This window comes from Burkholderia sp. 22088 (assembly GCF_052045915.1).
Taxonomy (GTDB): domain Bacteria; phylum Pseudomonadota; class Gammaproteobacteria; order Burkholderiales; family Burkholderiaceae; genus Burkholderia; species Burkholderia cepacia.
On record NZ_JBQEPY010000007.1, the window covers coordinates 135,134 to 148,179 of the forward strand.

Below are 13,046 nucleotides of genomic sequence, written 5' to 3' on the forward strand. Positions count from 1 at the left end.
CTTCGGAGTCTTCGCACAATGAACCGCCGCCACTTCCTTTCCACGCTGACCGGCGCGGCGCTCGCGCTGCCGTTCGCCCACGCCCGCGCGGGCGTGCTGCCGGCCGCCGGCGCCACCCCCGGCCGCCCCGATCTCGCGCAGCAGCTCGCCGACTACGCAGCCGGGCTGCAATATCGCGACCTCGACGCCGCGACGATCGAAACGATCAAGGCGCACCTGATCGACGCGCTCGGCTGCGCGATCGCCGCGCACGACGAACGTCCGGTACGCATCGCGCGCGACGCGGCGCTCGCGTCGCCGGGCGGCGTGTCGACGATCGTCGGCACGAACCAGCGCACGAGCCCCGATCTCGCCGCGTTCGCGACCGGCACCGCACTGCGCTACTACGATTTCAACGACGCGTACGCCGGCAAGGAGACCGGCCATCCGAGCGACAACATGTCCGCGTGCCTCGCGGTCGCCGAAGCGCAGCATGCGAACGGCCGCGACCTGATCCTGTCGATCGCGATCGCCTACGAGATCGCGTGCCGGCTGATGGACGCCGCCGCGATCAGCCCGCGCGGCTGGGACCACACGTGCTACAGCCTGCCCGCCGTCGCGCTCGCCGCGGGCAAGCTGATGCGCATGCCCGCGCCGCAGCTGGTGCAGGCGGTGAACCTGTCGATCAACAGCCATCTCGCGCTGAACCAGACGCGCGTCCAGGAATTGTCGAACTGGAAGGCGCTCGCCGATGCGGACGCGGCGCGCAACGCGGTGTTCTCGACGCAACTCGCGCGGGCCGGGCTGACCGGCCCCGCGCCGATCTTCGAAGGCATGGCGGGATTCTTTCCGCAGGTGTCCGGGCCGTTCGCCGTCGACACGCGCGAATTCGGCGGGCGCGGCGGCGCGTTCCGGATCGGCAAGTGCTTCGTGAAGTTCTATCCCGCGCAAGGGCTCACGCAAACCGCGATTCCGGCGGCGCTCGACGTCGCCGCGCAGGTCGGCGACCTGCGCCGCATCCGGCGCATCGAGATCGACACGACCGAAGTCGGTTATGTGACGGCCGGCCGCGACCGCGAAAAATGGGCGCCGTCGACGCACGAGACCGCCGATCACAGCCTGCCGTACATCGTCGCGCGCGCGATGCTCGACGGCGACATCACGACCGAGAGCTACCGGCCCGACGCGCTGCACGATCCGGCACTGCGCGCGTTGATCGAGCGGATCACGGTGCGCCAGGACCCGGCGCTGACCGCCCGCTATCCCGCGCACGCGCCGAACCGGGTGACGGCCGTGTGCGAAGACGGGTCGACCTGCACGAAGCAGGTGGACGACCTGCCCGGCTCGCCGACGCGGCCGATGCGGCGCGACGACTACGAGGCGAAGTTCGCGAAGAACTGCCGGCGGCACTGGAGCCCGGCGCAGATCCGCGCGGCGCTCGATTACCTGTGGCGGCTCGACGAGCAGCCCGACGTCGCGACGCTGCCGCCGCTGCTCGTCGTCGGCTGACCTGCGTGAACGAACCCTAAGCTTCCGCCGCGACGCCGTGCCGTTCGAGCGCTTCCGCGACCTCGACGATGCGGCTGCGCAACCAGGCGTGCGCGTTGCTGCCGTCGTAGCGCCGGTGCCAGTACAGCGACCACGCGACGGGCTCCATCGCGAGCGGCAGGTCGCGGATCACGAGCCGTGCGTCGTCGAGGCTCAGCGCATGCCGCTCCGACATGATCACCGCATACGGCAGCGCATCGAGCATGTTCGGCACGACGAGCCAGTGCGGCACGTTGAGCGCGATGCGCCGCGTGCAGTTCATGTTCGCAAGCAGGTTGTCGACCAGGCTGTGGTCGACCGGATTGATCGTCACGTTGAGGAAGTCGAGCGCGAGGAACCGTTCGAGCGTCAGCGGCGTGCCCGCTTCCGGATGGCTGCGGCTCATCACGCAGACCATCCGGTCATGAAACACGATTTGCGACGACAGCGTGCCCGAATGTTCGAGGCCGGCGCTGATCGCCAGGTCGAGCAACCCCGATTCGAGTGCGTCGGCGGTCTTGGCGGCACTCATGTGCACGACGTCCATGCCGATATTCGGGCTGGTCAAGCGCATGCAGCGCAGCAGAGCCGGCAGCAAAAGCAATTCGGTGAGATCCGACATGCGCAACGTGAAATGGCGCTCGGACGTAAAAGGATTGAATTGATAATCCGATTCAAATAATTCCTCGATTTGTTGCATGATCTGTCGAATCGGCATCGCCAGCGCCTGTGCGCGCGGCGTCAACTCCATGCCGACCGCGGTGCGCGCCAGGATCTCGTCCTTGAACAGGAACCGCAGCCGCGCCAGCGCGTTGCTGACGGCCGGCTGCGTGAGGCCGACCTTCTGGCCGGCCCGTGTGACCTGTTTCTCCGTCAATAGCGCATCGAGTATGACCAGCAGGTTCAGATCGATCGAACGTAGATTCATGTTTGCGACCATCCACTAAACAGGTTAAACACCGCCTCCGATTGCGATCGCGAAATTCCGCAATCGGAGCAATCCCCTGATATTTAGTGCAATGCACAAGAATAGTCCAATCTTGACGTATCTATATTTTTAGGTATCGAGCGGTATTGGTTAATTTTTTAAATTAGTGGGTCCGTTTCGCATCGATTCTTCCGGATACCGTGCCAATCGGCCATTTGATTCGCGATTTTTGAAAAAAGGTCGCATTGCAAAAAAATGCGGGCGAGCGCCGCCCCGGCGGCCGCCCGCAAGCTCAAACGGTCGCGACCGGATTCGCCGGTGCGCCGACCAGGCCGCGGATATGCAGCGGCGGCGCGGTCAGCAGAAACCGGTTCCGGCCGTGTGCATGCAGCCAGTTCGCGAGCGGCGTCAGGTGCCACAGCTCGCCGAGGTGAATACCGAGCTTGAACAGGCACAGTTCGTGAAGCGGCATCAGCGCGCCCGGTTGCGCGAGCGGCTGCGCATGTTGCGGACGTTCCTCGATCGCATGGTTGTCGGCCACGAGCGCGGCCAGCCCCGATTCGTCGATCCATTGCAGCAGCCGCGCATCGCTGCTGTCCAGCACGCACGCGCTCGCGACCGTTGCCGGCGATCCGCCGTCGTCATGCAGCAGCAGATCCGCGAAGCCGGTGTGAATGCAGACGATGTCGCCGCGCTCGACCTGCACGCGGTCCGCCTCCATCACCTGCATCAGTTGCGCGAAGCCGACCTTCGTGCGTGCGTCGCCGAAATGACGCCGCAGGTCGATCAGCACGCCGCGCCCCTGCACGCCCGTTTGCGCCATCACCTCGATGCCGAGCGCACGCGCGCCGCCCGTCGCGTCGCCCTCTTGCGGCACCCGCAGATGCTCGCCCATCCGGAAGCCGTTGTAGAACACGATTTCAGGCACGCCGTCGTCGTCCGCGTCGAACACGCCGCCCACGTGCGACAGGCCGTCCCATTGCGTCGAGAACTGCGAGTGCATGCAGAACGAATCGTCGCAGACCACATCGGTTGCGTTCGCAACCTGTTCGTCCGCGCGATAACCGAAATACGGCTTGTCGCCGAGCAGCGCCGGCATGATCGCCGGTGGCCGCCGCCGCGCGTTCAGCCCGCCGCCGCGCGGTACGTCGAGCGGCAGGCTCAGCGAGAACGACAGCCCCTCCCGCACTTCGGCTGCGCCCTGCCGCACCTTGTCCGGCGTCAGCCAGTTCAGCCGCCCCTTCTGATCGTCGGGACCGAAATCGCCCCAGTTCGAGCCGGGCGGCCGCTTTTTCCAGCGGGGTGCATTCAAGATCGGTGTCCTCCTTCCGTGCCCGACGTCAGCGCCGCGAGCGCATCGAGCGGCGCATCGTCGGCGAGCGACCGTACCGCATCGCGCAGCGCGAGCGCGCGCTCCATGCCGAGCGCCGAACTCGCCGCCAGCACGAATTTCGCGGTGAGTTCCTGTTCGGTCAGCGGCCGCGAATTCGTGCCCTTGCTCGACTCGATCCACGCCTCGCGCACTTGCCCGTCGCGCAGCTCGACGCGCAGCACGGCCGGCAGGAAATGCGGGAAGCGCGCATCGCACCACGGATCGGCCACGCAACGCACCTTCGCGGCCAGGGCGCGCCGCGCGGGGTCCCGCGCAAGCGCATCGTCGAAATCGTCGAACCAGACGCCGAGCCCGCCGCCGCCGAGCAGCGCCGCCGCGACCGTGTACGGCCCCGAGAATGCCGCCGCATAACCGTTCGGCGGATTCGCCTTCAACTCCGCCGGCTCGCCGATCGTGCGCAGCGTCGACGTCGCGACCCGCAGTTCGGCCGACACCACGTCGTCCGCCGTCACGCCTTGCGCCTTCAGTTGCAGCGCCGCGTCGATGCCCGGATGCGTGAAGTGGTTGCACGGATACGGCTTGAAGATGATCCGGCTCGTCTCCCATTCGTCGCCCAGGTCGCGCAGCACCGCGTCGACGTCGGCGAGGTCGCCGCACCACGCGTGGAAGAAGCCGAAGCGGCCTTCGAGCGCGGTCGGCGGCGCGGTGACGCCCGCGCCCGCCAGTTCCGCCGCGCTCACGCCCGCATGCGCCGCCCAGCCGCAGTGGATCCGCTTCACCGAGCCGCCGGTGCGGTTCGCTTCGAGCAGGCCCGCGCCCATGCTCGCGGCAATGCCGAGCGCCGCCGCGATCTGCGCGGCGTCGAGCCCGAGCAGCATCGCCGCGGCCGCCGCCGCGCCGACCGTGCCGCAGATCGACGTCGCGTGCTGGCCGCGCTCGAAAAACACCGAGTTGCCGAGCCGCTCGTTGTAGGCGGCGACGCCCAGCCGGATGCACACCTCGGTGCCGACCGTGATCGCATCGAGCAGCGCCGCGCCCGACGCGCCGCTCGCCTGCGCGGCGGCGAGCGCGGCCGGAATCACCGACGCACTCGGATGCAGCACCGACAGCATGTGCGAATCGTCGAAATCCATCGCATGCGCGAGCGTGCCGTTGACGAGGGCGGCACTCGCGGCCGGCAGCCGGTCGGGCGCGCCGATCACGCTCGCCGGGCCGGTGCCCGCCCAGCGCCGCGCGACTTGCAGCACCGACTGCACGACCGGTTCGTCGTGCGCGATCAGGCTGTTGCCGACCACGTCGAGCACGCGCGCGGCGGCCTCGACGCGCAGCCGGTATTCCAGCCCTCCGGCGCGCACCTCCGCCGCGAAGCGGCCGAGCGCACCGACGATGCCGTCGGGCGGCGCGGGCCGGTCCGGTGCGACCGGATCGGCGGTGGCCGCCGGAGCGGAAAGCGTCTCGGGTGTGCTCATGCCAGTGCTCCACTGAGTCGAAGATTGTTCGCGAGCGCGAGCGTCACGCGCGCGTTGGCGATCAGCGGCGGCGCGACCACGCGGCCGTCCGGCAGCACGAAGACCGACGACGCCGAGGCCTTGCCCGCTGCCGCATCGACCGCCTCGAGCACCCGCTCGGCCGCGCGAATCTCGTCTTCCGACGGCGTGAACACCTCGTTGATCACCGCGAGCTGCGACGGATGAATCGCGAAGCGGCCGAGAAACCCCATCGACTTGGCGCGCAGCGTCGATTCCCTCAGCCCGTCGAGATCGGGCAGCGTGTGATAGACGGTCTGGATCGGCCCGGCGAGCCCCGCCGCGCGAGACACCACGACGCAGCGCGCGCGGCACACCTCGAGCGTGAAGTTGTCGACGCCGATCTGCAGGTCCGCACGCAGGTCGCTCTCGCCGAGCCCGATGCGCTCCAGCCGCGGCGACGCGGTCGCGAGCTGGTAAGCCGTCTCGACACCGTACGCCGACTCGATCAGGATCTGGATGCCCGCATCGCTGCCGAGCGCGTCGAGCCAGCCGGCCACTTCCTGGATATGCTGCGGCAGGTCGCATTTCGGCAGGCGCAGCGCCTGGAGCGCCGGCTGCGCGATCGCGTCGACGTCGTCGCGACACCACGGGCTGCCGATCGGGTTGATCCGCACGTAGGTCGGCTTCGGCGGGCCTTCCGCGAGAATCGCGGCGGCCGCCTCGCGTGCCTCGGCCTTGTGGCTGGCCGGCACGGCATCCTCGAGGTCGAGCACGATGGCGTCGGCTTCGCTTGCATACGCCTTGTCCACCACCTGCGCCTTGTGCGCGGGCACGTAGAGGTAACTGCGGTAGGTTGCGCTGGTTTTCATACAATGCCCCGTTCGGTCAAATCGGCGATCTCGTGCCGCTCCAGCCCCAATGCGCCGAATACTTCGTCGTTGTGCGTGCCGCGCGCCGGTCCGCCCCAGCGGATCGCGCCGGGCGTGTCGGACAGCCGGAACGGCACGTTGTGCGTGCGGAACGCGCCGAGCTCCGCGTCGGGCACCGACACGACCGAGCCGAGCGCCGCGTACTGCGGATCGCGGAGCACGTCGGCGACGTCGTAGATCGGCGCGACCGCCGCCTGCGCGCGCTCGAACTCGGCGATCACGTCGTCGCGCGAGCGCTGCCCGATCCAGCCGCCGACCGCCGCATCCAGTTCGTCCGCATGCTTCGCGCGCTCGGCGCCGTTCGCGAACCAGGGTTCGTCGATCAGGTCCTCACGGCCGACGAGGCGCATCACGCGCTCCGCGATGCTGTGCGCCGACGTCGACAGCGCGACCCACTTGCCGTCCGACGTGCGGTACACCCCGCGCGGCGAATTGTTCGGCGAACGATTGCCGGTGCGTTCGGGCACCCGGCCCGTCTGGTCGTAGCTCGCGACCTGCGCGCCCATCGCGGCGAGCATCGTCTCGATGATCGCGAGATCGACGACCTGGCCGCGCCCGGTGTGCTCGCGCGCCTTCAGCGCCGTCATGATCGCGAACGCGGCGTTCAGCCCCGCGACGGTGTCGGCGAGCGGGAACGACGGCAGCAGCGGCGGCCCGTCGGCCTCGCCGGTGACCGACGCGAGCCCGCTCATCGCCTCGGCCAGCGTACCGAAGCCGGGGCGGCTCGCATACGGGCCGAACTGGCCGAAGCCCGTCACCCGCACGAGCACGAGCCGCGGGTTGATCGCGGACAGCACGTCATAACCGAGCCCCCAGCGTTCGAGCGTGCCGGGCCGGAAATTCTCGACGACCACGTCCGCCTGCGCCGCCATTTCGCGGAAGATCCGCTGGCCGTCGGCCGTGCCGAGATTCAGCGTGACGGCCCGCTTGTTGCGCGCGAGCACCTTCCACCACAACGGCACGTCGTCGCGACGCGCGCCGGATCGCCGTCCGGATGCTCGACCTTGATCACGTCGGCGCCGTAGTCCGCCAGCATCGTCGCCGCGAGCGGGCCCGCAAACAACGTCGCGGCGTCGATCACGCGAATGCCGTCGAGCGGCGCCGGTTTGGACGCGTCCGACGCCGCACCGGCGTCGACGCCCCCCATTTCCACAGTGGCCATGCCGTTCTCCAGTCAGATGGATTGCACGGCGCGCCGCACACCGCCATCATCTGCATGACTAATCGTCTTGCAGCGATGCGGGCGCGGCGCGCGACCTGCCGCTCAGACGGCGTTGATCCGGTAGATCGGGAAATACGTCTGGATCTTCCCGTTCAGGTAGTCGGACGCGAGCTTCGGCACCTCGTCGAAATCGAAGATCTCGGTCGGCTCCTCGCCGATCCAGCCGCTCGTTTCCTGGAAATCGCGGATCGTGATGCTGTCGTCGTAGCGCCACGCGTGCGTGTGGATGTGCAGGCGGCGGTTGATGCATTCCGTCGCGCGCAGGTTCCACAGGCGCATCCCGGTCTTCCAGCCGACCGTCGTGACGATACCCGTGCGGCCGACCACGCGCATCGTCGCGCGATACAGCGCGCCGCCGAGGTTGTCGAGGAAGATCGCGACGCCGCGGCCGCCGCTCAGCTCCGCGATCGTCTCCGCGAACACCCGCTCCGACTCGCGATAGCTCGCCTGGTACTCCGGATCGGTCTTGTAGCGCTCGTCGTCATACGCGAGGTTCGGGAACTTGCGGCGATCGACCGGCGTGATGCCGAGCTTCGCGAGCTCCTCGAGGCGCCGGTCGTTGCTCGCCGTCATCGCGACGCGAAAACCCTCGCGCTTCGCGAGCTGAAGTTCGGCGAGCGTCGTGCCGCCGCCCCAGCCGAACACCAGGTAGTCGGCCGGATCGACGTCCGGCAGCTGCGAGCGCCAGCACGTCGACGCCACCTTCCAGTTGTCCCACGCGGTGAAGTAACGGCCGTACGTCGCCCATTGCAGCAGCGAATGCCGGCTGTCCGTCGGCACCGCCACGAGGTTGTCGGCGCGCATCTTGGTCCGCTGCGCCATCACGCCGATCGTGCCCGGCGCGTCGTACGCGTAGACGAGCTCGGCGAACCCGTATTCGTCGCGCTTGCCGAACGGCATCACCATGCAGATCTCGCCTTCCTTCAGCGTCCTCACGCCGCTGCCGCGCTCGACGATGCGCACCAGCGCACCGTTGCCTAGCACGATCTTGTCCTCGCGGCGCTGCCGGCAGATGTCGACCGGATTGCGCGACAGCGCGTGGTCCAGGTTCGCCTCCCACGATCCGTACAGCGGCTCGACCAGCACCTCGTCGGCTTCCAGATCGGAGAATTCGAAGGTCTCGCGACGCAGCTCGCCCGCCACGGGCGCCTGCTTCCTGCTCGGTTCCGGTCCTGCGTAGAGAACCCATGCATCGGTCTTGATCATCGTCATGCCTCGGTAAATGACTCTGTTTGAATGGTGCACGCCGAACACGCCGCTTCGTTCAGCGCGAATACGCCTGCTTCAGTGCCGCCTCCACGTCGGCCGTCGCGGCGACCTGCCCGAGCTTCGGGAAGATCTGCGCCAGCGCGAAGGTCTGCGCGTCGGTGGACGACGTGCTGACCGCGTCGCTGACGACGACGACGTTGTAGTTGTTCTCGTATGCCTGGCGCGCCGTCGATTCGACGCCGATGTTGGTCGCGATCCCGGTCAGCACGATGTCCGTGATGCCGCGCCGGCGCAGCTGCACGTCGAGGTCGGTGCCGGTGAACGCGCCCCACTGGTGCTTCGTCACGACGATGTCGGACGGCCCGACGCCGAGCGCCGGCGCAAACGCGCTCCATTCAGGGTCGAGATTCGGCGGCGCCGACGGCGCATCCGTCCGGACCTTCAGCGCGACGCCGCCGTCCGGCTGGTAGCTCGTGTGCACGTAGATCACGGGAAGCTTCAACGCGCGGAACGCGGTCGCGAGCTCGACCGTCTTCGCCACGACCTGCGCGCCCGTGTAGGGCACGACCGGCAGCGACACGATGCCGTTCTGCAGGTCGATGGCGACCAGGGCGACCGTGCGATTGAGCGTCGGAGTGGACATGTCAAAACCTCACTTCTGTTGGGGGATGGAAGAAGCAGCGGTATCCAGGTGCCGGCTCGACGCTGCGTTGAGCAGCAGCAGCACGCTGATGACCGCCAGGACGATGGCCAGCTCGCGCAGGCCGCGATCGCTCGCCGGATGGCCGAGCGCCAGTCCGACGAGCGCAAACGACAGGCTGCCGCCGACATACTGCGCAGTGCGGTACAGCCCCGAGGCCGTGCCGATCCGGTCGTGCGGCGCGCTCTGGTAGAGCGCGGCCTGGTTGCCGAGATTGTTGAAGCCGTTCGGCACGCCGAACACGATCGATAGCAGTACGATCGACCAGACCGGCATCGCGCTCGTGAGCAGGCTCATCACGACGCTGCCGACGCACAGCATCGCGGAGCCGATGATCAGCACCGGCCGCGAGCCGTGACGGTGTGCGAGGCGGGTCGCGAGCATCGTCGCCACGGTGCCGATCCCGGCGACCGGCAGCATCACGAGGCCGGCATCGGCGGCGGACAGGTGCTTGGCCTCCTGCAGCCACATCGGCAGCGCATAGAAGATCGCGTAGAACACCGCGTAGGTGCCGACGCAACGCAGGTACGTACTCGTGAGCGCACGGTTGTCGCCGAGCATGCGGATGTCGATCAGCGGCGTCGCCGCCCGCCGCTCGTGCCCGACCAGCACCGGGCACAGCACCAGCGTCGCGACGAGCAGCAGCCAGTCGGGATCGTGCGTGACCGATTGCAGGAACAGCAGCAGGCTCGCGAGCGTCAGGACGAACAGCACGACGCCCGGCAGGTCCAGTTCCTTCAGCGTGCCCCGCAGCGTGCGGCGTTGCTGCGCGCCGCGCGGGACGACGTCGGCCGGAATCCACAACCATGCCAGCACGAACGCCAGCAGCACGATCGGCACGTTGATCCAGAAGATCGCACGCCAGCCGGCGAACTGCACGAGCGCGCCGCCGAGCGGCGGCCCGAACGCGACGGCCACCTGTGCCGCCACCGAGATCGCGCCGAGTCCGCCCGTCGGCGTCGCGCCGTTCGCGTGCCGCTGCGACCACGTGCGGATCATCGCCATGCCGGCCGGATAAGCGGCCGACGTGCCGATGCCGAGCGCGACGCGCGACGCGATCAGCCACCCGAGCGACGGCGCGAACGGCGCGAGCGCGGACGCGATCAATACGATCGCGAGGCCGATGCAGAAGATCCGCTTCGCGCCGAACCGGTCGGCGAGCCGCCCCATCGTCGGCTGGCCGACGGCCGTCGCGAGATAAAGGCCCGACACGAGCCACATGGTGTCGATGCGTTCCTGCCCGTGCGGGTTGAACGCCTGCTGGATGCTGACGAGCGCGACCGCGATCATCGACGAGTTCAGCGCGTTGAGCAGCGTGCCGAGCACGATGGGGCCCACCAGCCTGGCCGGCAGGCGCGGGCCCGCCGCACGCGCATTGCCGCCCGCCGGCGTGACACCGGAAGGCGGGGCTGACACTTTGGCAGGTCGATCGCGGTTCGTTGTCATGGCATCGTCACAGGGTGGTTTCGCATCGCTCGATCAAATTCGAACGTGCGTTCACCTTACCGTTACGATTGCCGTGAATGAAATGGATTGTTGCGATGCACACATTCGTCGCTTGAATGCGGATCGCGAATCTGACGATCGAGCGCGTCCCCTGCGAGCCGGGAATGAAATCGTCAAACGCCCGGCATTCCTTGCTGGACGGTCATACTCCCGGATCGCGATGAATTTTTTAGATGGAGTACGAAGCGATTTTCTCCGTGCACTCCCTGCGGATGACGATCGTTTTATGCGGCAGCGCAACGGGAATCCAGAGCGGTGGCTCTAGACCGGCACCACACTCGCGAGTGCGGGGGTAATCGACGTCGTTGCGCCCTGCGCCCGCAGGATGAGATCCTGACGCGTTCGAGACTGACGCGGCAGCATGGCCGATTGCCGTCACGACAGCGCGCCGGCGCCTCCGGAACGGTTCTGCGATGAAGCGCGTATCGACCGCGCCGAAGCACGGATAAGGCACGCCCTGGTGACCGTTATCGGCGACGCGCTGAAGCAATCGCCCGATGCACGGCGACCCGCCCGATCGCGCCCGGATCGCGGCAGGCGCGACGCCGGACATGCCTGCGTCGCGCGATGCCGCGCTTGCTCCCTGTCATCGATTACACGCCTTGATTCTTCAAGCGGTTCGCGTGCGTGCGGATTACCGCAACCGGATCCTCCACATTCGCGCCGAGCACGCCGAGGATCTGGTTGATCGCATCGGTGTGATTCCAGTGATACGTGCCGAGCACCTGGCCAAACCGCGCGCTGCATTGCGACACGACGCCGTCGTTCGGACCGGCGCTGCGATTGATCATCACCGTGCCGCTGCCAAGGAGTGCCAGCGTCGACGGATCGAGCGCGTTCGCCGGATCGATGGCCCCGCTCACGCTCGTATCGACGGCCCCAGTCACGCCGGCCACCGTCGCTGTCGGCTGGATCGCCGTGCCGCCCCACGAATAAAGCAGGTGCGTATTGCCGCCGACAGTCTCGGTCGACGCGCCGGTTTGACACGAGCCCGGCGCACCGAGCCCTGCGCTCGGGAATTTCTGGTTGTATGCGGCGGCCTTTGCCGTCGTCAGCACCGACAACGCCTGAATCGCATTCTGGTTCGTATTGAAGTTGCTGCTCGTCAACGTGCCGAGCGCATTCGCGAATGCGCCGAGCACGGTCGACGACAGGCCGGTCGGGTCCGTCTGCAGCAGTTGCTGGACGAAGTCCGCGAATTGCGAGCCCCAGTGCGGCGTACTGATCGTCGTCACCGACGCGACCAGTTCCGGCGCAACGGACGCAACATAACGCGATGTCAGGCCGCCCTGGCTATGGCCGATCAGATTCACTTTCTGCGCGCCCGTCGCCGCGAGCACCTGCTTCACGAATGCAAGCAATTGCTCGCCACGCCCGTTCGGGCCATCGTCGCTCTGAAAGCCGGACAGATTGGCAACGTATACCGCCGCGCCGTGCGCCTGCAGGTCCTCCGGAATGCGATACCAGTACTCGACGACGCCACCGTACTTGTCGGTGCCGGTCAGCCCGTGCACGAGAATGATCGGGTACCTGGTCGCCGCATAGTCGTCAACGGCGGTCGTCGCGGCGGAAGCGGCCTGCGCGCCGGCCAGCGACAGAACGGTTCCGACACTCGCGGCCGGGGCCGCGTTCATTGCGATTGCCACCACGGTCGCCACTGCTTTCGCTCGTATCGATCTGCTCATCTTGCTCTCCATTTTTTACGTGCATATCAGTTGCTCGAGGATGAGGATGCGGAAATCGCTGATGCAGCGACGCTTCCGGCACTGAAGCGTCGCCCGCGCGCGGGATGTCGGCCGTACCGACTCGACGGCTTGGCGCGACGGTTTGGCCCGACGTACTCCGACGCCGGAAAACGAATAAAAACGAACACAAACGAACGTTTTCGCACCAGCACGCGAAGTGAATCACGTTCAACAACGCTGTGCAGTCAGTTAGACAGGGCCCTCCAGTCGGTTGACAACGGGTGCATCAACCACTAATCCATCGATCTTCCTCGACGTCTTGTGATCCCAACCGTTACGTCTTTGCACCGGCACGTCGCCCCGCCCAACGTGCCTTATCGCACTGCCGTCATGGAGCAATGGTCATCAAAGATGCAAAGGAGACCAAACGATCATGTGGAAAAAACCGCATTGCACGAGTGGAACCGGTTTTCAGTACCGATAGCACGGTCGGTCTTGGGGCTTTGCAGGCCAGTCGGTTGGGCGCATACGCCCGACTGACGGGCGCATTCGGCAGGCG

At 67.4% G+C, this 13,046-nt stretch carries 9 protein-coding genes and 1 pseudogene; 1 reads left to right on the plus strand and 9 read right to left on the minus strand.

What is annotated here, in order from left to right; translation table 11 throughout:
• The first annotated feature begins 18 nt into the window (after positions 1-18).
• The gene (locus ACTJLD_RS15430; RefSeq protein ID WP_440659229.1) at positions 19-1,488 is read left to right on the plus strand and encodes an MmgE/PrpD family protein; all 1,470 of its coding nucleotides are present in this window, start codon (positions 19-21) and stop codon (positions 1,486-1,488) included.
• A gap of 16 nt (positions 1,489-1,504) precedes the next feature.
• Here the strand turns inward: ACTJLD_RS15430 and ACTJLD_RS15435 are convergent, their stop codons facing one another.
• The 9 genes and pseudogenes from ACTJLD_RS15435 to ACTJLD_RS15475 all read right to left on the minus strand — a co-directional run bounded on the left by ACTJLD_RS15435 (position 1,505) and on the right by ACTJLD_RS15475 (position 12,487).
• Entirely contained in the window at positions 1,505-2,434 is a 930-nt protein-coding gene (locus tag ACTJLD_RS15435; RefSeq protein WP_059699660.1) for a LysR family transcriptional regulator, read from the minus strand.
• A 292-nt stretch (positions 2,435-2,726) separates the two neighbouring features.
• Positions 2,727-3,746 carry a cyclase family protein gene (locus ACTJLD_RS15440; RefSeq protein WP_059699430.1) on the minus strand — a complete coding sequence of 340 codons (1,020 nt, stop codon included), beginning with the start codon at positions 3,744-3,746 and terminating at the stop codon, positions 2,727-2,729.
• The gene (locus ACTJLD_RS15445; RefSeq protein WP_059699432.1) at positions 3,743-5,236 is read right to left on the minus strand and encodes an MmgE/PrpD family protein; all 1,494 of its coding nucleotides are present in this window, start codon (positions 5,234-5,236) and stop codon (positions 3,743-3,745) included. The genes ACTJLD_RS15440 and ACTJLD_RS15445 overlap by 4 nt, the downstream gene beginning before the upstream one ends.
• Complete coding sequence (locus tag ACTJLD_RS15450) at positions 5,233-6,105, minus strand: HpcH/HpaI aldolase/citrate lyase family protein (RefSeq protein ID WP_060084620.1); 873 nt, start codon at positions 6,103-6,105, stop codon at positions 5,233-5,235. Before ACTJLD_RS15450 ends, ACTJLD_RS15445 begins: the two co-directional genes overlap by 4 nt.
• Positions 6,102-7,327, minus strand: a pseudogene (locus ACTJLD_RS15455) (CaiB/BaiF CoA transferase family protein). The gene ACTJLD_RS15450 and the pseudogene ACTJLD_RS15455 overlap by 4 nt, the downstream one beginning before the upstream one ends.
• A gap of 102 nt (positions 7,328-7,429) precedes the next feature.
• The gene (locus ACTJLD_RS15460; RefSeq protein ID WP_440659230.1) at positions 7,430-8,593 is read right to left on the minus strand and encodes a zinc-binding dehydrogenase; all 1,164 of its coding nucleotides are present in this window, start codon (positions 8,591-8,593) and stop codon (positions 7,430-7,432) included.
• 58 nt (positions 8,594-8,651) lie between these two features.
• Entirely contained in the window at positions 8,652-9,239 is a 588-nt protein-coding gene (locus tag ACTJLD_RS15465; protein WP_440659231.1) for a hydrolase, read from the minus strand.
• Positions 9,240-9,248: 9 nt separating this feature from the next.
• The gene (locus tag ACTJLD_RS15470; protein WP_124535299.1) at positions 9,249-10,742 is read right to left on the minus strand and encodes an MFS transporter; all 1,494 of its coding nucleotides are present in this window, start codon (positions 10,740-10,742) and stop codon (positions 9,249-9,251) included.
• Positions 10,743-11,395: 653 nt separating this feature from the next.
• Entirely contained in the window at positions 11,396-12,487 is a 1,092-nt protein-coding gene (locus tag ACTJLD_RS15475) for a triacylglycerol lipase (protein WP_124535295.1), read from the minus strand.
• Positions 12,488-13,046: the final 559 nt, after the last annotated feature.